Genomic DNA, 26,135 nt, shown 5'->3' on the forward strand with positions numbered 1-26,135 from the left:
GGACGTCGCCACCTGGGACGCGGCGGGTGCCACCGATGAGTTTCGGCCGCCCCACCGGTCTGTGGGGGTGTGGAAGCCACGAACCCGAAGGCCCTCGTCCTGACCGGACGCGTCACCCGTGCCGATGTGCCGGGGCTCTGTGCCGAACTGGAGGCGCTGCTGACCGTGCCCGGGACCACCGTCGTGGACTGCGACGTCGGCGGTGTGACGGATCCGGACCTGGCCCTGGTCGAGGCGGTGGCCCGGCTCGCGCTCGTCGCCCGCCGGGCCGGGGGCGTCGTGCTGCGGCTGCGCGACGCCCCCGCCGGACTCCGGTCCCTGCTCGCCCTGGTGGGTCTGGCCGAGGTGCTGGGGCACGTCCGCGTGGACCCGCCCTGACCGGCCGCCCGGCCGGACCGCCTCGGTCACCGGCCGGGCGGCCTCAGCCCGCGTCCAGATGGTCCGGGAGCCCGAACAGGGGGAACCAGCGCGGAGTGTCCAGGAAACAGTGCATACCGGTGATGGCACCGCCGGAGACGTCGATGATCTGCACCGCCCACGGCACGAACCCCGGACCGTCCGGATCCGGCTTGTAGTGCGCGAACGCCGGGGAGCCGTTGGCCTCGGTCGCCACCAGCCGGGAACCCGCGCAGCCCGCGCCGATGCTGAGCATGAAGCCCGTGATGTCGGCGTGCCCCTGGAGCCAGAGGTCGAACGGCGGCATGGTCATCACCGCGTCCTCGTGGAGCAGTGCCGTCAGCGCCGCCATGTCGTACCCCTCGAAGGCGGCCACGTAGCGGTCCAGGAGCTTGCGCTGCTCCTCGTCCAGCGGGTTCGCCGATTCCGGCGCCGAACGGTCCGTGTCGGCGAGCGTCGCCCTGGCCCGCTGCAACGCGCTGTTGACCGAGGCGACCGTGGTGTCGAGCAGCTGGGCGACCTCGCTCGCCTTCCAGGCCAGCACCTCGCGCAGGATCAGCACCGCGCGCTGCTTGGGCGGGAGGTGCTGGAGCGCCGCGACGAACGCCAGGCGCACCGACTCGCGGGCCACGGCGGCCTCCGCCGGGTCGGCCACCGACGGCAGGACACGGCCGTCCGGTATCGGCTCCAGCCAGGTGTTCTCCGGAAGCGGGTTGAGCGCCGCCTGCGCCAGCGGGGTCGGGCCGGTGAGGTCCACCGGCCTGGCCCGCTTGTTGCCCGCCTTCAGCATGTCCAGGCAGACGTTCGTGGCGATGCGGTAGAGCCAGGAGCGCAGGGACGAACGGCCCTCGAAGGAGTCGAAGTTACGCCAGGCGCGCACCATCGTGTCCTGGACCGCGTCCTCCGCCTCGAAGGCCGAGCCGAGCATCCGGTAGCAGTAACCGGTCAGCTCGACCCGGTGCCCCTCCAGACGACTGTCGATCCCCGCCGTCGCCGCTGCCGCCTGCTCACCCATCGCTCACCCCTGTTGCGCCGTGACACCGCTCATCCAGCACTCCGGAAGCTACCCCAGGGCACTGACAACCGGGGCGGGAAGCGGACAAACCGCAGGTCAGGCGGTGCACGCGGTCGCGGGGAGGCAGGGGAGGCGACAGGCCAGGCGGCCCGCGGCAGGTCTCAGGCGGCCCGCAGCGCCGCCCGGCGTTCCGTGCGCGCGGCCCGGCTGCCGAACACCGTGATCGTCACGACGCCGGACACCGCGAGGAGACCCAGCGCGACCGTGCCGCCCCAGCCCCCGGAGTGGAAGGCCACCGCGCCGAGGGTGCCGCCCGCGCTGGAACCCAGGTAGTACGCCGACTGGTACAGCGCCGACGCCTGGGCGCGGCCCGTCGTCGCCGTACGGCTCACCGAGGACGAGGCGACGGCGTGTCCGGCGAAGAAGCCCGCCGTGATCAGCACCAGGCCGAGCAGGACCGCGGCCAGCTGGTCGGCCAGCGAGAGCAGCAGACCCGCGGCCGTCGTGGACACCGCGAGGTACAGCGCGCCCCGGCGGCCCAGCCGGGCGACGAGCCGTCCGGCCGCGGCGGAGGAGACCGTACCGACCAGGTAGACCAGGAAGATCGAGCCGACGATGCCCTGGGGGAGGCCGAACGGCGCCTCGACCAGCCGGTAGCCGATCACGGTGTAGACCGCGCCGAACACCGTCATGAACAGGGCGCCGATCGCGTACAGCCGGCGCAGCAGCGGATCGGAGAGGTGCGTACCGACGGTCCTGGCCAGGGCCTTCGGGTTGAGTGAACCGGGGGTGAAGTGCCGGGCCCGGGGGATCATCAGGTGGAAGACGACCGCGCAGCCCACGGCCAGCAGCCCGACCGCGCCGAGGGCCGCCCGCCAGCCCCACAGCTGGGCGATCCAGCCGGTGAGGATACGGCCGCTCATGCCGCCGATGCTGTTGCCCGCCACGAACAGGCCGATCGCCGCCACCAGGGCCTTGGGGCGCACCTCCTCGGCCAGGTACGCCATCGCCGAGGCGGGCAGTCCGGCGAGCGCCGCGCCCTGGACGGCGCGCAGCGCGATCAGCCAGCCGAGCGAGGGGGCGAACGGCACGAGCAGCCCGACCAGGACGGCGACCGTCAGGGACGCCGTCATCATCTGCCGCCGCCCGAAGCGTTCCGAGAGCGCGCTCAGCGGCAGGACGCACAGGGCCAGTGCCCCGGTCGCCGCGGAGACCGTCCAGCTCGCCTGGCCGGCCGTGGCGCCGAAGGAGGCGGAGACGGCGGGCAGCAGGGCCTGCGTGGAGTAGAGGAGGGCGAAGGTCGCGACCCCGGCGGCGAAGAGCGCGAAGCTCATCCGGCGGTAGCCGGGGCGCCCCGGTTCCAGGCGGTCGGCGGTGGCCGGGGCACCGGTCGCGGGGGTGGCCGTGGTGTCGGCGGCGGATGACGGAGCTGAGGCGTCCAGCGCGATGGTGGACGCCCCGGTATCGGCAGGAGGCATACGGCGAATCTAGGCTCGCGGGGTTGATGCGTCCAATGCATGAAGTCGCCATAATCGTTCCCATGGCGCATCAACCCAGCTCACAACCCCGGCTGTCACCGAGTAGTTACGAAGAAGACATCCGCGCGGTCCTCGCCCCGAGGCTCGCGTACTTCGAGGCGGTGGCCCGGCACGAACACGTCACCCGGGCCGCCCACGAGCTGGGCGTCCCCCAGTCGACGTTGTCGCGGGCCATGGTCAGGCTCGAACAGGACCTCGGCGTCAGCCTGTTCGCCCGGCGCGGCCGCACGGTCTCGCTGACCCCCGCGGGCCGTACCTTCCTGGGCTCCGCCGAACGCGCCCTGGCCGAGGTGGAGAAGGCCGCCGACTCGGTGCGGGCCGACGCCGATCCGACGGCGGGCAAGGTGGCCTTCGGCTTCCTGCACACGATGGGCTCCGAGACCGTGCCCTCCCTCATCCGCGCCTTCCGCGCCGATCACCCCCGGGTCCGGTTCCAGCTCGTCCAGAACTACGGCGAGGCGATGATCGAACGGCTGCGGGCCGGCGGCCTCGACCTCTGCCTCACCTCTCCCGTGCCGGACGCGCCGGACCTGGTCGCCCGCCGGCTCGACGAGCAGCGGCTGCGCCTGGTCGTGCCCGAGGACCACCGGCTGGCGGGACGGCGGCGCGTCCGCCTCGCGGAGGCCGCCGACGAAACGTTCGTCACCCTGGAACCGGGGTACGGCCTCCGGCGGATCACCGACGACCTCTGTACGGAGGCGGGCTTCACCCCCCGCGTCGCGTTCGAGGGCGAGGAGGCCGAGACGCTGCGCGGCCTGGTCGCCGCGGGACTCGGGGTGGCCCTGCTCCCGCCGCCCGCCGTGGCCAGGCCGGGGGTGGTCGAGCTGAACGTCACGGCACCCCGGGCGGTCCGCGAGATCGGGGTCGCCTGGCTGGACGGCCACCCGGACACCCCGCCGGTCGCCGCCTTCAAGCACTTCCTGCTGTCGCGCCGGGGCCACCTGCTCCCGGACTGAGAGGACGGCCGGTGCGCCGCCCGGACCGCTAGGGGCTCGTCGGGGGCCGGGCCCCAGTGAGGCCGGTGGTCCTCGCGGGGCCCGGACCGCTCCGGGCCCCGCCGTACGGCCGGTGGCGTGTCAGTGCCGCAGCGAGCGCCCGAATCCGGCCGCCAGTGGCATCCGCAGCCCGAGCGGCGGCGGCGCGGCGAACGCGTCCACCACCGGCCGGGCGTACGACCGGGCGAAGAGTGACCCCCGTACGAAGTCCCCCGCCAGCGCCACCACTTCGGAGCGGTGCTGGCGCAGCGCGTGCCCGTCCGAGTGGACCTCGAACCGGCAGGTGTCCCGGTTGGTCTTCTTGGCGCGCTCGGCCAGCCGGTAGGACAGCTCCGGATCGGTCCGCGCGTCGTTCGTGCCGTGCACGATCAGCACCCGGCGCCCCGCCAGGTGTTTCACCGGTTCGGGTTCCACGCCCGCGGCCTCGGGCAGCCAGGGGGCCATCGCCAGCACCGAGGTGACGGCCGTGTGCCCGGCCGCCCGCAGGGCCGCCCGGCCGCCCATCCCGTGCCCCACCAGACAGACGGGCACGTCGCCGTACCGCCGCCCGACCTCGTCGGCGGCCCACCCGGCGTCCGCCGCCGGGTCGGCCCCGGAGTTCCAGCCCCGGCGGCGGTAGCGGACCACGTGCACGGCGAGCCCGTCCTCCCCGCCGGCACGGGCCAGTGTCCGGGCGAGGGGCAACTGGGTCGCGTACGACAGGGTGGAGGGACGGCGACGTGACTCTCTCTCGCCGTCCGGGAGCAGCAGGACCACGCCGCTGACCTCGGATAGTGCCCCGGCCGTCTGGACGGCCCGTCCCAGCCTCGCGGCAGGCGGGGGAAGTGCGCGCTGTGCCATGACAGAACAGTGTCAGAAGGGGACGTGTATTCCACCCGGCTTCGCGGTCACTGTTACGCATCGGGGGCAGCGATCTACGCGCGTAGGCGTTAGAGTGCCCAGATGACGAGCCAGACCCCGAACGTCCCCGGTCCCGACCAGATCCGCCGCGCCCCCAAGGTGCTGCTCCACGACCACCTCGACGGGGGCCTGCGTCCCGGCACCGTCGTCGAACTGGCCGCGGCGCAGGGCTACGACGCGCTGCCCGAGACGGAGGCGGACAAGCTCGGCGTCTGGTTCCGCGAGGCGGCCGACTCCGGTTCGCTGGAGCGCTACCTGGAGACCTTCGCCCACACCTGCGCCGTCATGCAGACCCGTGACGCGCTGTTCCGGGTGGCCGCCGAGTGCGCCGAGGACCTCGCCGAGGACGGTGTCGTCTACGCGGAGGTGCGGTACGCCCCCGAGCAGCACCTCACCGCCGGGCTGACCCTCGAAGAGGTCGTCGAGGCGGTCAACGACGGGTTCCGCGAGGGCGAGCGCCGGGCCCGCGCCAACGGCCACCGCATCCGGGTCGGCGCCCTCCTGACGGCGATGCGGCACGCGGCCCGCGCCCTGGAGATCGCCGAACTCGCCAACGGCTACCGCGACCGGGGTGTCGTCGGCTTCGACATCGCCGGCGCGGAGGCGGGCTACCCTCCCACCCGCCACCTCGACGCCTTCGAGTACCTCAAGCGGGAGAACAACCACTTCACCATCCACGCGGGCGAGGCCTTCGGCCTGCCGTCCATCTGGCAGGCACTCCAGTGGTGCGGTGCCGACCGGCTCGGCCACGGCGTCCGCATCATCGACGACATCACCACCGCCGACGACGGCACTGTGACGCTCGGCCGCCTCGCCTCCTACGTACGCGACAAGCGTGTCCCGCTGGAGCTCTGCCCGACCTCCAACCTCCAGACCGGTGCCGCCGCCTCGTACGCCGAGCACCCCATCGGGCTGCTCCGGAGGCTGCATTTCCGCGTCACCGTGAACACGGACAACCGGTTGATGAGCGGGACCAGCATGAGCCGTGAATTCGAGAAGCTGACCGAGGCTTTCGGATACACGCTCGACGACATGCAGTGGTTCACCGTCAATGCGATGAAATCAGCGTTCATTCCTTTCGATGAACGTCTCGCGATGATCAACGACGTCGTGAAGCCCGGTTACGCGGAGCTGAAGTCGGAGTGGCTCTTCCGCCAGACGGCCACCACCAGCGGTTCTTCGGGCGCGTCCGCCTGAACGAACGGGAAGGGAAGCGGCCGGGAGCGCGGAATTCCGGCCGTTTTCCGTGTCCGGGGATGTTTGCGGTAAGGGGGCGGGCCTGACTACCTTGCGGAGCCGCTCACATCCCCCTTCCCCAAGGATGAATGTCACATGAAGCAGTCTGCTGCCAGGACCCTCGGTGTCGCCGCTCTCGGTGCCGCGTTCGCCGCCGCCGCCGGAGCGGGAAGCGCCTCCGCCGTCGCTCTGCCCGTCGACTCCGTGGCCGGTGTGCTGCCGGCCAACGTCGCGCTCGACACCGTGACCGACGCGCTGCCGACCGCCCAGAAGGCCGCGGGCGGCCTCCTCGACCAGCAGAAGAGCGGCAACGCCGCCAAGAAGGGCGGCAACGCCGGCAAGTCGAAGGGCGGCAACCTGCTCGGCGGCCTGCCCGCGGGCGGGCTCACCGGCTCCCTGCCGATCGGCCGCTGAGGCCCCGGGGCGTTCCGCGCCCCGCCCGCCTCGTACGCCTTGTACGCACAGAGGGCGCGCACCCGGTCAGGGTGCGCGCCCTCTGTGCGTGTCCGGCCTGTCCGCCGTCGTCCCCGTACGCGCTCGTGGGTCGCGGTCCCCGTCCCTCGCGTGTCCGGGGCTCCCGCCGTCACCAGGATGTCGCGGAGGAGTGCTTCTCCGACGGCAGCAGCACCCACAGCGCCAGGTAGAGGAGGAACTGCGGGCCGGGCAGCAGGCAGGAGAGCACGAAGATCACGCGCATCGTCCCGCTGGTGGTGCCGAAACGACGTGCCAGCCCCGCGCACACTCCACCGATCATGCGGCCTTCGGTAGGACGGACAAGTGCAGCCATGGTGACTCCTTCGCGAAGCGTCGCGGGGGCCGCTGTGGTGTGCTCCCGATATCTCCATACTGCCCCGGGAAGGGAGGGCAAAGCGTCGCTCTACGGGGCGATCCCGACCCTGGAAATCGTCGGGGTCGTTCCCTGAGGGGCCTCGTCCCTCAGGGCCCGGGTCTCGTGACCGAGGTGGGAGAGGTCCCCGGCGCCCGCCCGGTTGCCCCGCCGCAGCCGTGCCCGGGACACCGGGACGACCAGCAGATGTGCGAGGGCGACTCCGACCGTGTTCAGCAGGATCGAATCGACGTCCACGACCTGCCCCGGCACCCCGGTCTGCCCCAGCTCGATGGCCGACGACAACAGCGCCCCGGCCGCGACGGTCCGGGCCAGCGAGGCCCACGGGGAGACCAGCAGCCGCCCCCCGGCCATCGGCAGCAGCACGCCCAGCGGGGCCAGCAGCACCAGCCCCTCACCGATCCGGCGGGCCGCCTCGAACCCGCCGAGGGCCAGATCCGCTCTGATCCCGTCGAACGGCCGCAGATTGGCGGCGGTCACCCAGGGGACGTCCAGCGGGCGCAGTGTCAGCCAGCCGACGAGCAGCAGATGCGCGAGGAGAAGGACTACCCCCGCGGCGCGGAAGCGGATGACGGACCGGCCGTCCGGACTGTGACGCACGTGCACCAAGACGCCACGACCGGCAGGATCGGTTCCGCCCAGGCGCGCGAAGGGATGGTGACGCCCGGCACGTACCCCGGACGGCCCAGGGGGCCGCCCCCGGTGCTCACGGCGCGGCCCTCAGGGTCGGTACCTCCGTCGGCCGGCTCTTCGTCTGTGACGTGCACAGATAGTCCCGGGGGGCGTACGCCCCGGGCCCGCCGAGGAGCACCGAGCCCCCGCGGTCGACCGCCACCTCGCTCTCGGCGTACGAGCACACCAACTGGGCCAGTGCCTCCGCCGGGAGGTCCTCCGGCTGCTCGCTGAGGCGCAGGGCGCCCTTCGGATCGCCCCGGCGGGCATCGGCGACCCGCAGCTTCGCCGGTACGAGCGTGGAGAACCCCGCACGGCGCTCCTCGGCGGACGGCGCCTGCTGCAACTGGGCCAGGAGTGCCCGCGCCACCCGCAGGCGGTCCGACTCCGACTCGTCGACCTCGACCGTGCGCTCCACCGTCGCCAGTTGCGAGGCGCACACCAGATAGACCTGGACCGTCAGGCTCTCCGGCGGTTGGTTGCCGCTGTCCGTGCCGGACGTCCGGCACGGCACCCGGGACGGCGCCGCTCCCGCGTCCACCGGGACCGAGGTGCTCCGGATCCCGCACCCCGCAGCCAGCGCCACACAGGCCACGGCCGCGGCGAACGCGGTCGCCCGGCCGGGGCGCGCGTCCCGGCGCGTGCCGTACGCGTGCTCGCTGCGCATCACTTCGCGCCGTCCTTCCCGTTCGCGTCGTCCCCCGGCCCGTCCCGGTCGTCGTCCCGGTCCTCGTCCGCGGGGGCGTCGAGCAGCCGTCCGGCGTCGCGGGGCAGCCGCAGGAGGAACACCGCGCCGTCGCCGTCCGGCGAGTTGAAGGCCGTGATGTCGCCGCCGTGGATGTGGGCGTTCTCCATGGCGATCGACAGGCCCAGACCGCTGCCCTCCGAGCGCGGACGGGAGGCGCTCGCCTTGTAGAAGCGGTCGAAGACGTGCGGCAGCACCTCTTCCGGGACGCCCGGCCCGTGGTCGCGCACCTCGATGGTCAGCTCGTCGTCGTCGGCCCGCACCGCCACCCGGACCGGCGAACCGCCGTGCTTGAGCGCGTTGCCGATGAGGTTCGCAAGGATGACGTCCAGCCGGCGCGGATCGAGCCGCACCATCAGCCCGCGCTCGGCGTCGAGATCCACCGCGTCCAGCCACGCGCGGGCGTCGACGCAGGCGGTCACCTGGTCCGCGACGTCCACCGTGTCCAGGACCAGCCGGGCCGTCCCCGCGTCGAAACGGGTGACCTCCATGAGATTCTCGACCAGGTCGTTCAGCCGCCGGGTCTCACTGACCACCAGGTGCACGGCGGGCGCGATCATCGGATCGAGGCTGTCCGCCTCGTCCTCCAGCACCTCCGCCACCGCGGTGATCGCGGTGAGCGGGGTGCGCAGCTCGTGCGACATGTCGGCGACGAACCGGCGGCTCGACTCCTCCCGGGCGCTCATGTCCGCGACCTTCTTCTCCAGCGAACCGGCCGCCCTGTTGAACGTACGGGAGAGATCGGCCAGTTCGTCGGTGCCCGAGACCACGAGACGGGTGTCGAGCTTGCCCTCGCCGAGCTTCCGGGCGGCGTCGCCCAGCCGTTGCACGGGCCGCAGCACGGTCGTCGCCGCCGCCTGGGCGAGCAGCGCCGAACCGATCAGCGCCAGCGCGGTCGCGATACCCAGGGACCAGGCCAGCGAGTTGAGGTCCTGGCGCTCCTGGTCGAGGGACTTGAGCATGTACCCGGTCGGGCCGCCGCCGATGATCTTCGTACCGGCGACCAGATAGGGCGTGCCGCCGATGCTCGTACGCTGCCAGAACAGGTGGTACTCGAAGGAGTCGCCCTTCTTCAACGGCTGCTTCCGGCTCACCTGCTTCCGCAGCGAGTCGGGCACGTCCTGCGCGGTGAACGCGTCGAGGTCCGAGGAGCCGACGACCGGCTTGCCGTCATGGGAACCGACCAGCAGCACGTGGTAACCGGGGCTGCTGCTCGCCATCTGCTCGGCGGCGTGCCGCAGTTCGGCCGCCGTCAGCTGCGTGGGCAGCGACGCCGCCCGGTTCTGCATCTGCCGGCGGAAGTCACCCAGCGCCGCGTCCTGCGTACGGGTCAGCACCGCCTCGCGGTTGAGCCAGTACGCGATGCCCGACGCGGACACCGCGGCCACCAGGGCCACCAGCGCGAACACGATCAGCAGCCGCAGTCGCAGGCTGGTCCAGCGAAGACCCGCGAGGAAGGAACGCTTCGCGGCACCGCTCACTGAGGCGAGTCCAGCCGGTAGCCGACACCGCGCACGGTACGGATCAGGGTCGGCGAGGACGGCACGTCCTCCACCTTGGCGCGCAACCGCTGGACGCAGGCGTCCACCAGGCGCGAGTCACCCAGGTAGTCGTGCTCCCACACCAGCCGCAGCAGTTGCTGCCGCGACAGCGCCTGACCGGGCCTGCGGCTCAGCTCCAGCAGGAGCCTCAGCTCGGTCGGCGTGAGCTGGAGGTCCTCGCCGTTCTTCGTGACGGTCATAGCGGAACGGTCGATGACCACACTGCCGAAGGTCGCGGAGTCGGTGGACTCCCGCTCGCCCCGGCGCAGCACCGCACGGATCCGGGCGTCGAGCACCCGGCCCTGCACGGGTTTCACCACGTAGTCGTCGGCCCCCGACTCCAGACCCACCACGACGTCGATGTCGTCGCTGCGGGCGGTCAACAGGATGATCGGCAACTGGTCGGTGCGCCGGATACGGCGGCAGACCTCGAAACCGTCGATCCCGGGCAGCATCACATCCAGCACGACCAGGTCGGGCCGCTGCTCGCGGAGCAGCTCCAGGCCGTCCTCTCCCGTCGCCGCGGTGGCCACACGGTGGCCCTGGCGAGACAGCGAGAGTTCGAGGGCCGTGCGGATGGCGTCGTCGTCCTCGATCAGCAACAGGAAAGGCACGGAGGCCATTGTGGCCCATAGGGGTGTCACAGTTCGACAGCGCTCCCCACTTGAGCGGTCACCGGGGGCGCGCCGAGGGGCCGCGCACCACCCTGACCTCCCTTGTGACAGGCCTGTGACAGTCGGGGGACAGGGCCATGAAGTCGCCCCGGCAAGCTCGGTGGCACATGGAAGAGACGAACTCCACCGATGGGGGGCGCGAGATGAACGCACTGCACAGCACCACCTCAAGCGCAGTTGTCACGCGCCTCCACGACACCGGTCGGAGCACCGAGAAGTCCGGCGCCGGGGGAGGGCGGGGGTGCTTCCGCGGTGCCGGGCGTCAGCACTCGTCGTACCTGACGATGGTTGACGTGCCCACGGGGGAACACGGGGGCAACGGGGGACACGCGTGCGGGGAGGCCACGGGGGAGCGGAAGCCCCTGGCGCGGACCGAGGACGCCGAAGCGGCGTTCACGGCCTACGTCCAGGAGCGCCGCGCCTCCCTGTACGCGACCGCCTACCACCTGACCGGCGACCGGTTCGAGGCCGAGGACCTGCTGCAGAGCGCCCTCTTCTCGACGTACCGGGCATGGGACCGGATCACGGACAAGGCGGCGCTCGGCGGCTACCTCCGCCGCACCATGACCAACCTGCACATCAGCGCGTGGCGCAGGCGCAAGCTGAACGAATACCCGACCGAGGAGCTGCCGGAGACGGTGGGCGACACGGACGCGATGCGCGGCACGGAGCTGCGGGCGGTGCTGTGGCAGGCGCTCGCACGGCTGCCTGAACTCCAGCGCACCATGCTGGTCCTGCGGTACTACGAGGGCCGCACGGACCCGGAGATCGCGTCGATACTCGGCATCAGTGTCGGCACGGTGAAGTCGAGCATCTGGCGGTCACTCCGCCGGCTCCGCGAGGACCAGGTCCTCAGCTTCGGCCGTGACGAGGAGGAGTCCTTCGGCGAGTTGGTGGCCTGAGGCGCACGGGGGAAACGGGGGAGACAGGCCGCCGCGCCGGGGGGACGCGGCGGTTACGGGGGCGGTACAGGCGGGGTCGGACGGGCCGGGGGGTCTCGTCGGACCCCGCTTCGCCGTGTGCGGCGGCACGCGGTGGGCGCGCGTCCGGCGCACGGTCCCGGCGCCCGGCACTGCGGCACGGACGGTTTCCCGTGCGGTGTCTTTGTCTCTCCCTGCCACCTGTCTCAGCAGGTCGCGGGCTGCTTGGCGTGTACGGGTCGTCTTGTCGATGTAGGGGTACAGGGCCTTGCTAACCTCAGGGGCCGCGTCAAACTGATGTCCGGGGGGACTCATGAGCGAGCACGTCACCAGCCAGGCAAACGATCGGGCGGCCGAGACCGCAAGCGGCGGCGCGTCGACCATGCAGCTGGATCACGTCCCGGGCGACCCGTCCTCACCCCCCGTCTACGGCCCCTTGTGATCGGCATGGACGAAGAGGGGGACTCCGTACGGGTCTTCGACTCCATATACGAGTCTCAGCGTCTGTACGCGGCCGACTACCTGGACGCCGGCCGGCGCGTTCCCGACAGCAGCCTGACCGAGAACGTGACCGACTGGGACGTCAGGGCACGACACGTGGCTGAGGGCTTCGGGGGAATGAATGCCATCGGCTCGGACATGGTGCTCGATGTCCGTGATGCGGAGATCGGCAAGATCAACGACCAGGCACGCTACGGCTATCACCTCGTGGGAGGGCTGGCCAACATGATCCCAGGAGCCGGCGACATCGCCCAACGCGCCGTGGACGCCGTCACGTACGAGTGGTCCACGGACGTCATGGCGGAGAAGGAACTCGTCGCACGTGGAGAGATCAGCAGGGAATCGGCGAAAGGCATGGCGGGAACGGCGAATCTCATCGATACCTGGGCTGAAACCCGGGAGGCCAAGGGCAGCACAGCCGTCGAAAACGCCAAGGGCGAGGCGAGGCAGAGCTACATCACTGGTCGTGAGGACGCGTATTCCGACCTGCGGACGAGGACGTGAGAAGGGTGAGCGCGGCAGAGGGACGTACGAGGCCGAGGTGGCGGGTATGGGCTGTCGGGGCTGTGCTGGTCCTGGTGGTCGCCGGACTGCACGTCTACCGCAACACCAATGTGCTGACGGCCGATCGGTTCTGCGGGGAACTGGTTTCCGCGGCGAAGGCGGACGCGGTTCTTCCAGGATTCGGTCGTCTCGACGCCGAGGGGGACGGACTTGCCGGAGGAATGAAGGGCACGGTCTGCGAGATCGAGAAGTCGTCCGTCATGCTCGGATCCGGAGGGGGCACGTTGACTGTCCGGATCGGGGAAGAAGACGGTGACGCACCCTTGACGGATCCGGCGTGGCCTTACCTGGCGGATGAGTCGTTCTTCTCCGGCGAGGTGACCGGCGGCGTCGACGCGTACGAAGGGTGGGTCCTGCTGCCTGAGAAGTGCTGGACGACCAAGCCGGTGATCGTAAAATTCGCCTCCAGCCAAAGGATCTCCGACAGCAACGGGTTCGCCGCCCTGGTCACCGATACGGCCCGGACGGCGGCCGCCCGAGCGGAGTGTGGCGCTGTCCCGGGGGAGCCGGGGAAGCTCCTGCCGCCGCGTTCCGATGTGGCCCGTCCGGTTTCCGAGGGGCGGGTCTGCGGACTTGAGGGCCTCTTGGCCGGGGGACAGGTGCCGGCGGGCACCCAGGTGCTGGAGGCGGGCCAGACGGCTCCGGCTGATCTGTGGTCGTGCACGTTGTACCTGGATGACGGCTCATCCGGCTTCGTCCGGGACGACGGGTTCATGAGGTACACGGCGACCCGGGATCCGCTGCTGGTCGCCGCGGTGAGGAAGTCGCCGGGCACGAGCGAGGGCGAGGCGCCGGACGGCCGGGAGGCCGAGGTCGTCGGTGCGCGGGCGATCGTTCTGCCCTGCGCCCAAGGGGCTCTCTACCTGGCGGTCGAGGCAAGGCAGCAGTACCTGGAGACACGCAAGCGTCACCCGGACCTTCCGCAGCGGGACGCCTACTTCGAGTCGTTCGTGAAGTCCGCGACGGAGACCTTCGACTGCGGCACGGCCACGCACTGAGGGCGCGGCCGTGCGCCCGCCCTACTCCGGGACCGGGGCCTTGACCGGGGCCCGGCGGCAACGGCCCGCCGCCGCCGCGGCCAGGCGGCCGAGGGCCTCCTCCTTGCCGCACGGATAGGCGCCCAGCGTCGTCTGGCGGGCCACGATACGCCGTTCGGAGCGCATCAGGCGCCAGCCGCGGCGGAGCAGGAACGGCACCGACTTACGGCCCTCGCGCAGGTCCCGCAGCAACCGCCGCCGGAACGTGGTCGAGGGGCGCCCCCGCAGGCACAGCGCGTCCGCGAGCAGGCCGAGTTCCTGGCAGCGGGACACGATGTCCGCCGCGAAGATGCCCTCGGCCACGAACAGCGGCGTACGGGCGATGTCGAACGCCTCACGGCCCGTCCGGGAGCTCGTCGCGATGTCGTACACCGGTATGTGCGTACGGCCCGTCCCGCACAGCTCCGCGATGGCCGCGACCGCCGCGTCCGCGTCCCACGAACGCACCGAGTCCCAGTCGATGTCGGTGCTACCGGTGACCTGCGGCAGGGTCGGGTCGTTGCCCTCCTTGTAGAAGTCGTCCAGACGTAGCACCGGAAGTCCGGTGCGGGCGGCGAGGGACGACTTGCCGGACCCGGAGGGGCCGGCGAGCAGCACGACGCGAGTGGGGATCGGTTGGGAACTCACAGAACAGAAGTGTGAGGCATGGACCCGCGCAGGCGATCCCCGGGAGGTGCTGTTGGTATCGAGCATCACACCTCAACTACTCTGCGTGTACGTACGACTACTGGATCCGGCTCGATCAGGTGGGAAAACATGGCACGTCATGCACTGTCCAAGCCGCGGCGTCGCGCTCTGCTGCGCGCCGGTCTGACCCTCACCGCGCTGGGCGCGGCCCTCGGCGCGGGAGGCGCGGTGGCCCAGGCGGCCCCGCTGCCCGTCCCGGCCACCGGTTCGGACACCGTCGACGGCGCGGTGGGCGCGGTCGGTGACGCGGCCGCGCCGGCCGTGACCAGCGCGCTCGGTTACGGCCTGGTGGGCGCCGTCGCGCCCGTCGCGGACCTTCAGCTCGACCCGCTCGCCGGAACCGGCACGGACCCGCTGGACAACGCGGTGGGCACCCAGATCGCCGACTTCAAGCCGGTGACGACGGCGCTGCTCACCGACCCGCTGACCAGCGGCGGCTCGCTCGGTGATCTTCCGGTGGTCGGTCAGGTCACGGGCCTGATCACGGGCTGACGGCCGGTGGTCGGTGAAGTCACCGGCCAGGTCACGGGCTGACGGCCGGTCGCGGAAGCGCCCGCAGGGCCCGCCCCGGGAAGGGCGGGCCCTGCGGTTCGCGTGCGTCGGTCAGTACGAGGACCCGGAGGCCCCCAGCGCGCCCGTCGGGTGCCAGACCGTCTTGGTCTCCAGGAAGGCCGTCAGCCGGTGCGTACCGGGGTCGGCCGACCAGTCGGCTCCGTCCACAGCCTGTGGACGGGCGGCGTCCTTCGCCTCCTTCTCGGGGCGGTGGCGGGAGACGGACGGGCGGAGCACCCGCTTCAGGTTCTCCGCGGCGGCCGCCTCCAGTTCCTTCGCCAGCTCCGTGTCGCCCGCGGCGCCCGTGAGGTCGATGCCGTTGACGTCCTGGTGCGAGGCGAGCGGCGTCGCCAGCTCCGCCGTACGGCCCGACAGGATGTTCACCACGCCGCCCGGCAGGTCCGACGTGGCCAGCACCTCGCCCAGCGAGAGCGCGGGCAGCGGGGCGTCGGCCGAGGCGACGACGACCGCCGTGTTGCCGGTGGCGATCACCGGGGCGAGGACGGAGACCAGGCCGAGGAGTGAGGACCCCTGGGGCGCCAGCACCGCGACCACACCGGTGGGTTCGGGCGTGGAGAGGTTGAAGAACGGGCCCGCGACCGGGTTGGCCCCGCCCACGACCTGGCCGATCTTGTCGGTCCAGCCCGCGTACCAGACCCAGCGGTCGATCGCCGCGTCGACGACGGCCGCCGCCTTGGACTTCGACAGCCCCTCGGCGTCCGCCACCTCCCGGACGAACTGCTCGCGGCGGCCCTCCAGCATCTCCGCGATCCGGTAGAGGATCTGGCCGCGGTTGTACGCGGTCGCCCCCGACCAGCCGCCGAACGCCTTGCGCGCGGCCACAACCGCGTCACGCGCGTCCTTGCGGGAGGACTGGGGAACGTTCGCCAGCCACTTGCCCTTCGGGTCCGTCACCTCGTACACCCGGCCGCTCTCGGAGCGGGGGAACTTGCCCCCGACGTACAGCTTGTAGGTCTTGAAGACGCTCAGTCGCCCGTCAGACATCGAGGTAGGCCTCCAGACCGTGACGGCCGCCCTCGCGGCCGTAGCCCGACTCCTTGTATCCGCCGAAGGGCGAGGTCGGGTCGAACTTGTTGAACGTGTTGGCCCACACCACACCGGCGCGGAGCTTGTTCGCCACCGCGAGGATGCGGGAGCCCTTCTCCGTCCAGATGCCGGCCGAGAGGCCGTACTGGCTGTTGTTGGCCTTGGCGACCGCCTCGTCCGGCGTACGGAAGGTGAGCACCGACAGCACCGGGCCGAAGATCTCGTCGCGGGCGACCGTGTGCGCCTGGGTGACGCCGGTGAAGAGCGTCGGGGCGAACCAGTAGCCGGTGGACGGCAGTGCGCAGGGGGCCGACCAGCGCTCGGCGCCCTCCGCCTCGCCGGTCTCCACCAGCGCGGTGATCCGGGCGAGCTGCTCGGCGGAGTTGATCGCGCCGATGTCGGTGTTCTTGTCCAGCGGATCGCCCAGGCGCAGCGTGGTCAGCCGGCGCTTGAGGGCGTGCAGCACCTCGTCGTGGACCGACTCCTGGACGAGCAGCCGGGAGCCCGCGCAGCAGACCTGGCCCTGGTTGAAGAAGATGCCGGTGACGATGCCCTCGACGGCCTGGTCGATCGGCGCGTCGTCGAAGACGATGTTGGCGCCCTTGCCGCCCAGTTCGAGCGTGGCCCGCTTGTCGGTGCCCGCGATCTGGCGGGCGATGGCCTTGCCGACGGCGGTCGAACCGGTGAAGGCGACCTTGTTGACGTCCGGGTGCGTGACGAGCGCGGAGCCCGCGTCGCCGTACCCGGTGAGGATGTTGACGACGCCCTTGGGCAGGCCCGCCTGGCGGCAGACATCGGCGAAGAACAGCGCGGAGAGCGGTGTCGTCTCGGCGGGCTTCAGCACCACCGTGTTGCCGGTGGCGAGAGCCGGGGCGATCTTCCACGCGAGCATCAGCAGCGGGAAGTTCCAGGGGATGATCTGCCCGGCCACACCCAGCGGACGCGGGTTCGCGCCGTATCCGGCGTGGTCCAGCTTGTCGGCCCAGCCCGCGTAGTAGAAGAAGTGCGCGGCGACCAGGGGGAGGTCCGCGTCACGGGTCTCCCTGATCGGCTTGCCGTTGTCCAGGGTCTCCAGGACGGCCAGCTCACGGGAGCGCTCCTGGATGATCCGGGCGATCCGGAAGAGGTACTTGGCGCGCTCGGAGCCGGGCAGCGCCGACCACTTCTCGAACGCCTTGCGGGCGGCCTTCACGGCCCGGTCCACGTCCTCGGCGCCCGCCCGCGCGACCTCGGAGAGCACCTCCTCGGTGGACGGGCTGACGGTCTTGAAGACCTTGCCGTCGGCGGCCTCGGTGAACTCACCGTCGATGAACAGCCCGTAGGAGGGGGCGATGTCCACGACGGAGCGCGACTCCGGCGCCGGTGCGTACTCGAATGCAGATGCCATGGGGTATCAGTCCACCGTCACGTAATCGGGGCCGGAGTAACGGCCGGTGCTGAGCTTCTGGCGCTGCATCAGCAGGTCGTTCAGCAGGCTGGAGGCGCCGAAGCGGAACCAGTGGTTGTCCAGCCAGTCCTCGCCGGCGGTCTCGTTCACCAGGACGAGGAACTTGATCGCGTCCTTCGTGGTCCGGATGCCGCCCGCCGGCTTCACCCCGACCTGGACGCCCGTCTGCTCCCGGAAGTCGCGCACGGCCTCCAGCATGAGGAGGGTGTTCGCCGGGGTGGCGTTCGTCGCGACCTTGCCGGTCGAGGTCTTGATGAAGTCCGCGCCCGCCAGCATCCCGAGCCAGGAGGCCCGCCGGATGTTGTCGTACGTGGACAGCTCGCCGGTCTCGAAGATCACCTTGAGCCGGGCCCGGCCGCACTCCGCCTTCACGGCGACGATCTCCTCGTACACCTTCAGATAGCGGCCGGACAGGAAGGCGCCCCGGTCGATCACCATGTCGATCTCGTCGGCCCCGGCCGCCACCGCGTCGCGGACGTCCGCGAGCTTGACGTCCAGTGCCGCGCGCCCGGCGGGGAAGGCCGTCGCCACGGACGCCACCTTCACGCCCGAACCGGCCAGCGCGGCGGCGGCGGTCGCCGCCATGTCGGGATAGACACAGACCGCGGCGGTGCGCGGGGTCGTACGGTCGAGCGGGTCGGGGTTGACGGCCTTGGCGGCGAGGGCCCGGACCTTGCCCGGGGTGTCCGCGCCTTCCAGGGTCGTCAGGTCGATCATCGAGATGGCGAGATCGATGGCGTACGCCTTGGCGGTCGTCTTGATCGACCGCGTACCGAGAGCGGCCGCGCGCGCTTCGAGTCCGACGGTGTCGACGCCGGGAAGCCCGTGCAGGAAGCGGCGCAGCGCACTGTCGGACGCGGTCGCGTCGGCGAGCGGGGGTGCAGTGGTGGGCATGGTCACCAGAGGAGCATATCTACGCGCGTAGCGACCTGTACAGGCCCCCTCCCTTTTCCGTGCCTCCGGACCGTTGCCGTGTGTCCACGGACCGCCACCCCTGCGGCCACCCGGCCGTACGGCCGGACGGTCAGGCAGAATCGGACCATGACGAGCCCCACGCCCCCCACCGAACCCTCCTTCGCCGACCGGACCTACCGGTCCGGAGCCGGGCTGGTCACCGGCGCGCTGCTGATCGTCCTGGTCGGCGGGGTCGCCGGCGACGCCGTGGTCCGGGGGACGGGCCGCACACCGTGGGCCGCCCTCGCCGTACTGCTGTTCGTGATCCCGCTGATCGTCGCCTTCACGCTGCGACCGGCGGTGTACGCCAACGCGGAGCGCATCCGGATCCGCAACCCGTTCCGGACGATCGAGCTGCCCTGGACCGAGGTCGCGGACCTGCGCGCCTCGTACACGAGCGAACTCTTCGCCGAGGGCGGCGCGAAGTACCAGCTGTGGGCGGTGCCGGTGTCGCTGCGCGAGCGCAAGAAGGCCGCCAGGAAGGCCAGCCGGGCCTCGCAGGACGACCCGTTCCGCCGGACCTCCGTGCACGCCGACGTACGCGACGCGCAGGCCCGCATGGCGGCCGCCGACCGGACGATGAGTGAACTGCGCGAACTGTCCGAGGGCGCCGTCGCCGCCCCGGAGCAGGAGGCCACCAAGCCGTCGGTGCGCTGGGCGTACGAGGTACTCGCCCCGTCCGCCGTGGGCGCGGTGCTGCTCGTGGTGCTGCTGGCGATCGGCTGAGGTGGGGGCGGGGGCCGCGTGGACGCCGGAGGTCATGGGCCCGGGTCGCCGCCACCCGGCAGGCTCGCGAGGGCCCTCATGAGGCAGTCGCGTGCCCCTTGCCCGTACACGGCCGTCCTGGACAGTTCCGCGAACGCTCGTAGGTACGTGCGCACCTCGCCGGGCGCCGTGATGTTCACCTCGGCGGTCAGCGTCTCCACGGCGACCTGGGTGTCGTCGAACGCGTAGAACGCTTCCAGTGGCCAGACGGTACGCCGGGCCGTGACCGGGATGACCCCGAGCGATACGTTCGGCCGGGCCATGACGTCCAGCAGGTACCGGAGCTGCCCGGTCAGTTCCGGGCCGCCGCACACCTGGTAGTAGAGAACGGCTTCTTCGAGGAGCAGCCCGAACCGGTGGTTCCCCGTGTGGACGACACGGGACCGGTTCAGGCGCGCCCGCACGGCGTCGGCCACATCGTCGGGCGTGCCCTGAAAGGCGGTGATCGCCCGCAGGAGACCGGTTGCGTAGTCGGCGGTCTGGAGCATGCCCGGTACGACGTTCGAGGCGTATACGCGGAAGTGGGCCGTCCGCTCGTACAGCGGGACGGTCTTCTCGTGGACCCGGCGCATTCCGTCCCGGTGGATCTGCCGCCAGTGGACGTACATGGCCTCGGCGGTCCTGGACGCGGCGATCAGGTCCGCCGCCTGGTCCTCCACCCCGCACGCCCGGCACCAGGCCCGGATGTCCGCGTCCGACGGGGCGGTCCTGGCACGGGCGATGCGGGAGGCCTTCGACTTGTGCCAGCCGCACCGCACCGCCAGTTCATGCCCGGTGAGCCCGGCATCCCGGCGCATCCCGTCCAGGCGGGAGGCGATGGACGCGCGGGCGGCCTGGGCGGCGGAATGTGGAGACGCGGGCATGAACTGACGCTTCAGATGGTGTACGTGTCGTGCGGGGTGGCGCGTTCCCAGACGGCTTCGAAGGCGTCGGAGCAGAGGCCGGCGACCCCTTGGTCCTCGGTCTGGTCGGTGTGGATCCACCGCCCCTCGCCGTCGAACACGTTGAACTGGACGAGCTTGCCGTCGAACAGCCAGAAGTCGTTGCCGGGGAGGGCCAAGCCGGATGCCAACCGCCGGGGCAGCCAGCGGATTTCCTCACCTGCGGCGATGTTGGTGAAGCTGAACGAGTGCTCGTAGCGGATGTACTCGCTGGGCGGTTCCCCCACGATTCGGGCGCGGCGCACCCGTACCCCCTTGGACGTGACCTCCTCCATGAGGTCGAGCCAGGGCCGCCACCACGACTCGCGGTCGTCCGGGTCGAGTCGGTGGCCCCGCCGCCACGCCGCGAAGCCCTCGTCCTCGTCGTCGATGGCGTACACGTCGCGCATCTCAAGATGGACGGCGGACCGCTCGACCGACTGGAACAAGTCCGCGAAACCACTCGTACTTCGTGCCATCAAGTGCTCCCCTCAGTGGTGGAATCATGTTTCGGCAGCCTGCTCACGCCCTTATGAGCAGGCTGCGGACTGCCCTGGACGGTCCGGGCGACGGTGGCGGTATCAGCCGTCACGCCCTGGATGACGAGGTCCGGTGGTGTTTCCTTCTCCACCCATGGGCGGGCAGCCGTGACTACCCGGACTCCGTGTCCTGCCTGCGAACCGTAAACGTATTAGCCCCTCCTCAGGTATTGACGCGTGGTGACTCGTTGCACGAAGCCTTCCGGCCTTCCAATCCGGGCGTCAACGTCGCTCGGATGCCCTTGCAACCGAGTGCAACTTCGTGGACGGTCATCTTCCGCGTTCCCTACGGTCGCGTGCCATGGACGACGCGAAGACGACGATGGCGCCCCCCGTGTTCCTGGTGGAATCCCCGGAACCGCCGAAGCCGCACAAGGACTGCGACGTGTGCGGTGCGCTGGTCGAGGAATGTACCGAAGCGGCCCGGGTCGGCGACTGGTCGAAGGTGACGGACGTCAACGTCGAGATCGGCCGTCACCGTGCCGGGCGGCGGCGCGGGTGACCGGGGCGGTCCGGGCCGCGTGCTGGTACTGGTAGGCCTTCGCAGCGCATTACCGAACATCCGGATATCGGGGCTACGTTCGCGCCCTGGTGGGTGGGGGAGAGCGGCACGGTGAACTGCCGGGCTGAAGTGGAACGTTCGGTTCGGGTGATTTCTCGGGGTGTATCACTCAGAGTGGCCATGCTCGCGTACCGTAACGGTGAGATGGTCCGGTCACTCCACGTGATTGTCCCGTGGTTGTCCAGTGCTGTCCCGGCTGTCCGGGGTGACGTGCCGGGGACATGGGGGGTTGGTCGGGGGTGGCATGCGCATCGGAAGTGGGGCACAGGTGAGCGTGGTTGAGGTGGGAGCAGAGCACCGGGACGGCGGGGCGGACGAGCCGGGCTGGGACGTCGATCCGGACGACGAGTCGGGGGCGGCGGTGGTCGCCACAGTGGGTCGTCAGATCAAGGCGTGGCGGGAGGCGGCCGGAATGCGGGCCGGCGAGTTCGGGGCCGCGATCGGGTACGGGGAGAACCTGGTTTACAAGGTGGAGGGCGGGCGTCGTATCCCGCGCCCGGAGTTTTTGGACAAGGCGGACGAGGTGCTGGGCGCGGGCGGCCGGATCGCCATGATGAAAGGCGACGTCGCGGTGGCCCGCTACCCCAAGAAGGTGCGAGACCTGGCCAGGCTGGAGGCCAAGGCGGTCGAGATGTTGCTGTACAGCAACCACAACATGCACGGCCTTTTGCAGACACCGGAGTACGCGCGGGCGTTGTTCGAGATGAGGCGGCCGGCGTACTCGGAGGACGATGTGGAGCGGGTGCTGGCTGCACGCATGTCCAGGCAGAGTGTCTTCGGGAGATCCCCCGCGCCCGCTCTCAGTTTCATTCAGGAAGAGGTGACCTTGCGGCGTCCTGTGGGAGGCGCGATGGTGTTGCGACGGCAGCTCCAACACCTGCTGGAGGTAGGGCATCTACGGAACGTGGATATCCAGGTGATGGCGACCGGTCGCGAAGAGCACGCGGGGATGGACGGGGGGATCGAGGTTCTGAAGTTCGAGGACGGCGCAGCGGTGGGCCGTTCGGACGGTGCCTTCGTCAGCCGGCCGGTGTCCGACCCGAAGCAACTCAGGCTGCTTGAACTGCGTTATGGGATGATCCGGGCTCAGGCGCTCACCCCGCGTGAGTCGCTGGCCTTCATCGAGGACGTTCTGGGGGAAACATGAGGCGCGAGACCTCTGCTGAGGCTGTTTCAGGGCTGGAATGGTGCAAAAGCAGCTACAGCAGCAGCAGCGAGGGTGATTCGTGTGTCGAGGTGGCGGCGGCCATCAGCGTGATCCATGTGCGTGACTCGAAGAACGTGGCAGGGCCGCATGTCGGCTTCGCTCCGACCGCGTGGGCGGACTTCGTGGCGTACGCGGCCGGAGGCTGAGCGGTTCGCGCCTCCCGTGCCGGGCCCGAGACCTGTGGCGGAGGGCGATGCTGTCAGGGGAACGCCGGCCTGGTCCCGGTCTCCGGGCTGACGGTGCCTTCGCCCGAGTACGGGCAGTGCGCCGTACGGCCCGGTGGCCGTGGTCGAGCCACCGCCACCAGGTCGTACCGGCGGTCCGTGTCGCCCGGACGGAGGGCCGTCAGATCCCCGCCGCCGTCGCCAGGTCGCGCCTGATGCCGGACAGCAGGTCCGCGGCCGTCTTCCGTGCCTCCGGGAGCCCGTCCCTGGCCGAGACCGGGACCACGACCTCCAGGTAGCACTTGAGCTTCGGCTCGGTGCCGCTCGGGCGGACGATCACCCGGGCGCCGGTCAGGTGGTAGCGCAGCCCGTCGGTGGGCGGCAGGAGGTCCGTGCCCCTGGTCAGGTCCTCGGCCGAGGTGACGGGCAGGCCCGCCAGCGCGGTCGGCGGGTTCTCGCGCAGGCGGCGCATGGCGTCCGCGATGACCGTCAGGTCCTCGACCCGCACCGACAGCTGGTCGGTCGCGTGCAGCCCGTGCTCCAGGGCGAGGTCGTCGAGCAGGTCCGTCAGCGTGCGGCCCCGCTCCTTGAGTACGGAGGCCAGCTCCGCGACCAGCAGCGCGGCCGTGATGCCGTCCTTGTCGCGGACGCCCTCCGGGTCGACGCAGTAGCCCAGCGCCTCCTCGTACCCGTACCGGATGCCGTCCACGCGGGCGATCCACTTGAAGCCCGTCAGCGTCTCCTGGTAGCCCAGGCCCGCCTTCTCGGCGATCCGGCCGAGCAGGGAGGAGGACACGATCGATTCCGCGAAGACCCCGGTGACGCCCCGGTCCACCAGATGGGCCGCGAGCAGCGCGCCGACCTCGTCGCCGCGCAGCATCCGCCAGCCGCCCTCGGCCGAGGGGTCCGGGACGGCGACGGCACAGCGGTCGGCGTCCGGGTCGTTGGCGATGATCAGGTCCGGTTCCGTCCGGCGCGCGGTCGCGAAGGCCAGATCCATGGCGCCCGGCTCCTCCGGGTTGGGGAACGCCACGGTCGGGAACGCCGGGTCCGGGTCGGCCTGTTCCGCGACGAGCACCGGCTCGGGGAAACCGGCCCGTGCGAAGGCCGCCGTGAGCACGGAGGTGCCGACGCCGTGCATCGCGGTGTAGACGGTCCGCGCGGTGCGGGGCGACCCAGCGGCCAGGACGGTGTCGGTGCGGGCGAGGTAGGCGTCCAGGACCTCGTCGCCGAGGATCTCCCAGCCGGACTCCGGACGCGGTACGCCGTCGAGCGGGCCGACCGCGTCGATGGCGGCCGCGATCTCGGCGTCGGCCGGGGGCACGATCTGTGAGCCGTCGCCGAGATAGACCTTGTAGCCGTTGTCACGCGGCGGGTTGTGGCTCGCGGTGACCTCGACGCCCGCGACGGCCCCCAGGTGCCGTATGGCGTACGCGAGGACCGGGGTGGGCAGCGGGCGGGGGAGTACGGCGGCGCGCAGGCCGGCACCGGTCATCACGGCCGCCGTGTCCCGGGCGAAGTCGGCGGACTTGTAGCGGGCGTCGTAGCCGATGACCACCAGCTTGCCGGTGCCGCCGTTCGCCCGGAGGTACGCGGCGAGGCCGGCGGCGGCGCGGATGACGACGGACCGGTTCATCCGCATCGGGCCCGCGCCCATCTCGCCGCGCAGACCGGCCGTACCGAACTGGAGCGTGCCGGCGAAACGTTCGGCCAGGGCGTCGTGGTCCTCGGCGTCGAGGAGTGCCGCGAGCTCCTCGCGGGTCTCCGGGTCCGGGTCCTCGGCCAGCCAGGTCCTGGCGCGGGCGATGAGGTCCTGCTGCACGGGGGCCGCCTCTCGGGGGGTGCGGGTGGGGTGGGCTGGGGTGGTGGTGCGGGTGCGCCTGCGGCGGGCTGTTCCCCTCCCCGCCCTTTCCCGAAACCGTGGGCTTCGCCCCCGGGCCCCCCTTTGTCCTCAAACGCCGGACGGGCTGGGGTGGCCGGACGGGCTGGGGGAGCTGGAGGGGCTGGGGGAGCTGGAGGGCTGGGGAAGCCTCAGGGGCTGGGGAAGCCGGAGGGGCTGGGGAAGCCGGAGGGGCTGGGGGTTGGGGCTCTGCCCCTGGCCCCCGCTCCTCAAGCGCCGGAGGGGCTGGGTTTGGCAGGCCCCGGTCAGACGCGGTCGAGGACCCGGGCCAGTAGCGCGCCCATCCGGGTGGCCGAGTCGCGGCCGGCCTGGAGGACTTCCTCGTGGTTCAGCGGCTGGCCGCTCAGGCCCGCGGCCAGGTTGGTGACCAGCGAGATGCCCAGGACCTCCGCGCCCGCCTCACGGGCCGCGATGGCCTCCAGCACGGTGGACATGCCCACCAGGTCGCCGCCCATGACCCGGACCATGTTGATCTCGGCCGGGGTCTCGTAGTGCGGGCCGGGGAACTGTACGTAGACGCCCTCTTCGAGCGTCGGGTCGATCTCCTGGCACATGGCCCGCAGGCGCGGCGAGTACAGGTCCGTCAGGTCCACGAAGTTGGCGCCGACGATCGGGGACGCCGATGTCAGGTTGAGGTGGTCGCTGATGAGCACCGGCTGTCCCGGACGCATCCCCTCGCGCAGACCGCCGCAGCCGTTCGTCAGGACGACGGTCCGGCAGCCCGCGGCGACCGCCGTACGCACACCGTGCGCCACGGCGGCGACGCCCCGGCCCTCGTAGTAGTGCGTGCGGCCGAGGAAGACGAGGGCGCGCTTCGCGCCGATCCGGTACGAGCGGATCATGCCGCCGTGCCCCTCCACCGCGGGCGCCGGGAAGCCCGGGAGCGCCGTCACCGGGAACTCGGCCTCGGGGATGCCGAGCGCATCGCCGGCGGGCGCCCAGCCCGAGCCCATCACGAGGGCGACGTCATGGGTCTCGGCGCCGGTCAGCTCGCGCAGGCGGGCGGCGGCGTCGGCGGCGGCGGCGTGCGGGTCGCCCTGGATGTGGTCCGGAATAACAGATGCGTTCACGCGGACGAGGGTAACCGCTGATTCCCTACGCGCGTAGATGTGTGGGCGCAGAGTCTGGCTCATCCTGTTCGTACTTTCGTACAAAAGGTGCGTCCGGGTGAGGCCCCGGGAGGCTCAGCAGGGGCGCTTGCGCAGGCCCATCACGTAGTCGTGCGGGGCGCCCGCGGACTCGGCGGCGTCCGCCACCTCGCCGAGGTAGCGGGCGGAGGGCAGGCCGCCCTCGTAGCCGTTGAGCACGTACATCCAGGCCGGCTCCTCGCCGTCCAGGGTGTGTACGCGCACCCGCATCCGGCGGTAGATGTCGAGGCCGACACCCTCCCAGCGGTCCATCGAGTCCTCGTCCATCGGCGCCAGGTCGTACAGCGCGACGAAGACCTGGGACCGGGGCGCTTCCACCACCGTGGCCAGGGCGCCCTCCCAGCCCATCTGCTCCCCGCCGAACGTCAGCCGCCAGCCGTTGAGCCAGCCGGTGCCGCGCAGCGGCGAATGCGGGGCGCGGCGCGTCATCAGCCGCGCGTCGAGGTTGCCGGCGTACGCGGCGTAGAGCGACATGGGTCGAGGGTACGGGAGGTGACCGGGATCATGCCGGTTCCGCAGGTCCGGGTGCCCGGGGGAGCGGTGTGCCGGAGCACGGACGGCGGAGGCCGGGCCGGGCGCGTTCCCGGATGGAGGGCCCCGGGGCGAAGCGGGTCGGCGGGTGCGGGACAATGAACTACGTACTGCATTCCCCGGGGCGATCC

The 26,135-nt window shown here is 71.4% G+C and carries 29 protein-coding genes; 12 read left to right on the top strand and 17 right to left on the bottom strand.

All coding sequences use genetic code 11. The features are described 5' to 3' along the window. Nucleotides 1-69: 69 nt before the first annotated feature. On the top strand, nt 70-378 hold the full coding sequence (locus B9S64_RS20830) for an STAS domain-containing protein (RefSeq protein WP_103489035.1): 309 nt from the start codon (nt 70-72) through the stop codon (nt 376-378). A 43-nt stretch (nt 379-421) separates the two neighbouring features. On the opposite strand, the gene B9S64_RS20835 is transcribed toward B9S64_RS20830, so the two are convergent. Next, complete coding sequence (locus B9S64_RS20835; RefSeq protein ID WP_103489034.1) at nt 422-1,411, bottom strand: sigma-70 family RNA polymerase sigma factor; 990 nt, start codon at nt 1,409-1,411, stop codon at nt 422-424. Between the two features lie 161 nt (nt 1,412-1,572). Further along, on the bottom strand, nt 1,573-2,889 hold the full coding sequence (locus B9S64_RS20840; protein ID WP_103489033.1) for an MFS transporter: 1,317 nt from the start codon (nt 2,887-2,889) through the stop codon (nt 1,573-1,575). Nucleotides 2,890-2,951: 62 nt separating this feature from the next. On the opposite strand from B9S64_RS20840, the gene B9S64_RS20845 reads away from it, so the two are divergent. Continuing rightward, nucleotides 2,952-3,905: a LysR family transcriptional regulator gene (locus tag B9S64_RS20845; RefSeq protein ID WP_093528694.1), complete on the top strand. Its 954-nt coding sequence runs from the start codon at nt 2,952-2,954 to the stop codon at nt 3,903-3,905. Between the two features lie 120 nt (nt 3,906-4,025). On the opposite strand, the gene B9S64_RS20850 is transcribed toward B9S64_RS20845, so the two are convergent. Further along, the gene (locus B9S64_RS20850) at nt 4,026-4,700 is read right to left on the bottom strand and encodes a S9 family peptidase (RefSeq protein WP_103489032.1); all 675 of its coding nucleotides are present in this window, start codon (nt 4,698-4,700) and stop codon (nt 4,026-4,028) included. Nucleotides 4,701-4,886: 186 nt separating this feature from the next. On the opposite strand from B9S64_RS20850, the gene B9S64_RS20855 reads away from it, so the two are divergent. Continuing rightward, complete coding sequence (locus tag B9S64_RS20855; protein ID WP_103489031.1) at nt 4,887-6,041, top strand: adenosine deaminase; 1,155 nt, start codon at nt 4,887-4,889, stop codon at nt 6,039-6,041. A 135-nt stretch (nt 6,042-6,176) separates the two neighbouring features. Next, nucleotides 6,177-6,494 (top strand): hypothetical protein, encoded by a 318-nt coding sequence (locus tag B9S64_RS20860; RefSeq protein ID WP_103489030.1) that lies wholly within the window; start codon nt 6,177-6,179, stop codon nt 6,492-6,494. A 169-nt stretch (nt 6,495-6,663) separates the two neighbouring features. Here the strand turns inward: B9S64_RS20860 and B9S64_RS20865 are convergent, their stop codons facing one another. The 5 genes from B9S64_RS20865 to afsQ1 form a co-directional block, all read right to left on the bottom strand. Further along, nucleotides 6,664-6,867, bottom strand: coding sequence for a PspC domain-containing protein (locus B9S64_RS20865; protein ID WP_103489029.1), 204 nt, complete (start codon nt 6,865-6,867; stop codon nt 6,664-6,666). Between the two features lie 90 nt (nt 6,868-6,957). Then, nucleotides 6,958-7,533: a VanZ family protein gene (locus B9S64_RS20870; protein WP_103489053.1), complete on the bottom strand. Its 576-nt coding sequence runs from the start codon at nt 7,531-7,533 to the stop codon at nt 6,958-6,960. A 100-nt stretch (nt 7,534-7,633) separates the two neighbouring features. Further along, nucleotides 7,634-8,266: a hypothetical protein gene (locus B9S64_RS20875; protein ID WP_103489028.1), complete on the bottom strand. Its 633-nt coding sequence runs from the start codon at nt 8,264-8,266 to the stop codon at nt 7,634-7,636. Beyond that, complete coding sequence (locus tag B9S64_RS20880; RefSeq protein ID WP_037879006.1) at nt 8,266-9,825, bottom strand: HAMP domain-containing sensor histidine kinase; 1,560 nt, start codon at nt 9,823-9,825, stop codon at nt 8,266-8,268. The genes B9S64_RS20875 and B9S64_RS20880 overlap by 1 nt, the downstream gene beginning before the upstream one ends. After that, nucleotides 9,822-10,499: a two-component system response regulator AfsQ1 gene (gene afsQ1, locus B9S64_RS20885; protein WP_015578482.1), complete on the bottom strand. Its 678-nt coding sequence runs from the start codon at nt 10,497-10,499 to the stop codon at nt 9,822-9,824. The genes B9S64_RS20880 and afsQ1 overlap by 4 nt, the downstream gene beginning before the upstream one ends. A gap of 203 nt (nt 10,500-10,702) precedes the next feature. Between afsQ1 and B9S64_RS20890 the strand changes: the two genes are divergently transcribed. From B9S64_RS20890 to B9S64_RS20900, 3 genes are all read left to right on the top strand, one after another. Further along, nucleotides 10,703-11,461 (top strand): SigE family RNA polymerase sigma factor, encoded by a 759-nt coding sequence (locus B9S64_RS20890; RefSeq protein WP_103489027.1) that lies wholly within the window; start codon nt 10,703-10,705, stop codon nt 11,459-11,461. Nucleotides 11,462-11,926: 465 nt separating this feature from the next. Further along, on the top strand, nt 11,927-12,484 hold the full coding sequence (locus tag B9S64_RS20895; RefSeq protein ID WP_258037700.1) for a hypothetical protein: 558 nt from the start codon (nt 11,927-11,929) through the stop codon (nt 12,482-12,484). A gap of 65 nt (nt 12,485-12,549) precedes the next feature. Next, complete coding sequence (locus tag B9S64_RS20900) at nt 12,550-13,542, top strand: hypothetical protein (protein WP_258037702.1); 993 nt, start codon at nt 12,550-12,552, stop codon at nt 13,540-13,542. Between the two features lie 21 nt (nt 13,543-13,563). On the opposite strand, the gene B9S64_RS20905 is transcribed toward B9S64_RS20900, so the two are convergent. Further along, entirely contained in the window at nt 13,564-14,274 is a 711-nt protein-coding gene (locus B9S64_RS20905; protein WP_103489025.1) for a uridine kinase, read from the bottom strand. 63 nt (nt 14,275-14,337) lie between these two features. Here B9S64_RS20905 and B9S64_RS20910 point away from each other — a divergent pair, with 63 nt between their 5' ends. Further along, entirely contained in the window at nt 14,338-14,760 is a 423-nt protein-coding gene (locus B9S64_RS20910; RefSeq protein ID WP_093528682.1) for a hypothetical protein, read from the top strand. A gap of 111 nt (nt 14,761-14,871) precedes the next feature. Here B9S64_RS20910 and B9S64_RS20915 read toward each other — a convergent pair whose 3' ends face one another. From B9S64_RS20915 to deoC, 3 genes are read right to left on the bottom strand one after another with little or no spacing between them, the layout of a single operon-like run. Further along, entirely contained in the window at nt 14,872-15,825 is a 954-nt protein-coding gene (locus B9S64_RS20915; RefSeq protein ID WP_103489024.1) for an aldehyde dehydrogenase family protein, read from the bottom strand. Then, a complete protein-coding gene (locus B9S64_RS20920; protein WP_103489023.1) occupies nt 15,818-17,254 on the bottom strand; it encodes an aldehyde dehydrogenase family protein in 1,437 nt (478 codons plus the stop codon). Before B9S64_RS20920 ends, B9S64_RS20915 begins: the two co-directional genes overlap by 8 nt. A 6-nt stretch (nt 17,255-17,260) precedes the next feature. Next, the gene (deoC, locus tag B9S64_RS20925; protein WP_103489022.1) at nt 17,261-18,208 is read right to left on the bottom strand and encodes a deoxyribose-phosphate aldolase; all 948 of its coding nucleotides are present in this window, start codon (nt 18,206-18,208) and stop codon (nt 17,261-17,263) included. A gap of 147 nt (nt 18,209-18,355) precedes the next feature. Here deoC and B9S64_RS20930 point away from each other — a divergent pair, with 147 nt between their 5' ends. Next, a complete protein-coding gene (locus B9S64_RS20930) occupies nt 18,356-18,994 on the top strand; it encodes a PH domain-containing protein (RefSeq protein ID WP_103489021.1) in 639 nt (212 codons plus the stop codon). Nucleotides 18,995-19,026: 32 nt separating this feature from the next. Here the strand turns inward: B9S64_RS20930 and B9S64_RS20935 are convergent, their stop codons facing one another. Further along, nucleotides 19,027-19,896 (bottom strand): helix-turn-helix transcriptional regulator, encoded by an 870-nt coding sequence (locus B9S64_RS20935; protein WP_103489020.1) that lies wholly within the window; start codon nt 19,894-19,896, stop codon nt 19,027-19,029. A gap of 11 nt (nt 19,897-19,907) precedes the next feature. Then, nucleotides 19,908-20,432, bottom strand: a complete 525-nt coding sequence (locus tag B9S64_RS20940; protein ID WP_103489019.1) for a DUF6879 family protein — start codon at nt 20,430-20,432, stop codon at nt 19,908-19,910. A gap of 361 nt (nt 20,433-20,793) precedes the next feature. On the opposite strand from B9S64_RS20940, the gene B9S64_RS20950 reads away from it, so the two are divergent. The 3 genes from B9S64_RS20950 (at nt 20,794) to B9S64_RS20960 (ending at nt 22,407) form a co-directional block, all read left to right on the top strand. Further along, entirely contained in the window at nt 20,794-20,994 is a 201-nt protein-coding gene (locus tag B9S64_RS20950; RefSeq protein WP_258037699.1) for a hypothetical protein, read from the top strand. A gap of 328 nt (nt 20,995-21,322) precedes the next feature. Continuing rightward, nucleotides 21,323-22,201: a helix-turn-helix transcriptional regulator gene (locus tag B9S64_RS20955; RefSeq protein WP_258037698.1), complete on the top strand. Its 879-nt coding sequence runs from the start codon at nt 21,323-21,325 to the stop codon at nt 22,199-22,201. After that, complete coding sequence (locus B9S64_RS20960) at nt 22,198-22,407, top strand: DUF397 domain-containing protein (protein WP_037879025.1); 210 nt, start codon at nt 22,198-22,200, stop codon at nt 22,405-22,407. The genes B9S64_RS20955 and B9S64_RS20960 overlap by 4 nt, the downstream gene beginning before the upstream one ends. A 199-nt stretch (nt 22,408-22,606) precedes the next feature. Here the strand turns inward: B9S64_RS20960 and B9S64_RS20965 are convergent, their stop codons facing one another. From B9S64_RS20965 to B9S64_RS20975, 3 genes are all read right to left on the bottom strand, one after another. Continuing rightward, on the bottom strand, nt 22,607-24,247 hold the full coding sequence (locus B9S64_RS20965; protein WP_103489017.1) for a phospho-sugar mutase: 1,641 nt from the start codon (nt 24,245-24,247) through the stop codon (nt 22,607-22,609). Nucleotides 24,248-24,570: 323 nt separating this feature from the next. Next, nucleotides 24,571-25,395 (bottom strand): purine-nucleoside phosphorylase, encoded by an 825-nt coding sequence (locus B9S64_RS20970; protein WP_103489016.1) that lies wholly within the window; start codon nt 25,393-25,395, stop codon nt 24,571-24,573. A gap of 114 nt (nt 25,396-25,509) precedes the next feature. After that, on the bottom strand, nt 25,510-25,947 hold the full coding sequence (locus B9S64_RS20975; RefSeq protein ID WP_028439081.1) for a gamma-glutamylcyclotransferase: 438 nt from the start codon (nt 25,945-25,947) through the stop codon (nt 25,510-25,512). Between the last annotated feature and the right edge of the window lie 188 nt (nt 25,948-26,135).

Origin of the sequence: Streptomyces sp. SM18 (assembly GCF_002910775.2) — a bacterium.
GTDB classification, from domain to species: Bacteria; Actinomycetota; Actinomycetes; order Streptomycetales; family Streptomycetaceae; genus Streptomyces; species Streptomyces halstedii.

What these genes read in the sequence shown, in the direction of transcription:
- B9S64_RS20835 (WP_103489034.1), bottom strand. Translation starts at nt 1,411, where the DNA reads ATGGGTGAGCAGGCGGCAGCGGCGACGGCGGGGATCGACAGTCGTCTG.
- B9S64_RS20840 (WP_103489033.1), bottom strand. Translation starts at nt 2,889, where the DNA reads ATGCCTCCTGCCGATACCGGGGCGTCCACCATCGCGCTGGACGCCTCA.
- B9S64_RS20845 (WP_093528694.1), top strand. Translation starts at nt 2,952, where the DNA reads ATGGCGCATCAACCCAGCTCACAACCCCGGCTGTCACCGAGTAGTTAC.
- B9S64_RS20855 (WP_103489031.1), top strand. Translation starts at nt 4,887, where the DNA reads ATGACGAGCCAGACCCCGAACGTCCCCGGTCCCGACCAGATCCGCCGC.
- B9S64_RS20860 (WP_103489030.1), top strand. Translation starts at nt 6,177, where the DNA reads ATGAAGCAGTCTGCTGCCAGGACCCTCGGTGTCGCCGCTCTCGGTGCC.
- B9S64_RS20865 (WP_103489029.1), bottom strand. Translation starts at nt 6,867, where the DNA reads ATGGCTGCACTTGTCCGTCCTACCGAAGGCCGCATGATCGGTGGAGTG.
- B9S64_RS20875 (WP_103489028.1), bottom strand. Translation starts at nt 8,266, where the DNA reads ATGCGCAGCGAGCACGCGTACGGCACGCGCCGGGACGCGCGCCCCGGC.
- B9S64_RS20890 (WP_103489027.1), top strand. Translation starts at nt 10,703, where the DNA reads ATGAACGCACTGCACAGCACCACCTCAAGCGCAGTTGTCACGCGCCTC.
- B9S64_RS20895 (WP_258037700.1), top strand. Translation starts at nt 11,927, where the DNA reads ATGGACGAAGAGGGGGACTCCGTACGGGTCTTCGACTCCATATACGAG.
- B9S64_RS20905 (WP_103489025.1), bottom strand. Translation starts at nt 14,274, where the DNA reads ATGCTCGATACCAACAGCACCTCCCGGGGATCGCCTGCGCGGGTCCAT.
- B9S64_RS20910 (WP_093528682.1), top strand. Translation starts at nt 14,338, where the DNA reads ATGGCACGTCATGCACTGTCCAAGCCGCGGCGTCGCGCTCTGCTGCGC.
- B9S64_RS20915 (WP_103489024.1), bottom strand. Translation starts at nt 15,825, where the DNA reads ATGTCTGACGGGCGACTGAGCGTCTTCAAGACCTACAAGCTGTACGTC.
- B9S64_RS20920 (WP_103489023.1), bottom strand. Translation starts at nt 17,254, where the DNA reads ATGGCATCTGCATTCGAGTACGCACCGGCGCCGGAGTCGCGCTCCGTC.
- deoC (WP_103489022.1), bottom strand. Translation starts at nt 18,208, where the DNA reads ATGCCCACCACTGCACCCCCGCTCGCCGACGCGACCGCGTCCGACAGT.
- B9S64_RS20930 (WP_103489021.1), top strand. Translation starts at nt 18,356, where the DNA reads ATGACGAGCCCCACGCCCCCCACCGAACCCTCCTTCGCCGACCGGACC.
- B9S64_RS20935 (WP_103489020.1), bottom strand. Translation starts at nt 19,896, where the DNA reads ATGCCCGCGTCTCCACATTCCGCCGCCCAGGCCGCCCGCGCGTCCATC.
- B9S64_RS20940 (WP_103489019.1), bottom strand. Translation starts at nt 20,432, where the DNA reads ATGGCACGAAGTACGAGTGGTTTCGCGGACTTGTTCCAGTCGGTCGAG.
- B9S64_RS20950 (WP_258037699.1), top strand. Translation starts at nt 20,794, where the DNA reads ATGGACGACGCGAAGACGACGATGGCGCCCCCCGTGTTCCTGGTGGAA.
- B9S64_RS20960 (WP_037879025.1), top strand. Translation starts at nt 22,198, where the DNA reads ATGAGGCGCGAGACCTCTGCTGAGGCTGTTTCAGGGCTGGAATGGTGC.
- B9S64_RS20975 (WP_028439081.1), bottom strand. Translation starts at nt 25,947, where the DNA reads ATGTCGCTCTACGCCGCGTACGCCGGCAACCTCGACGCGCGGCTGATG.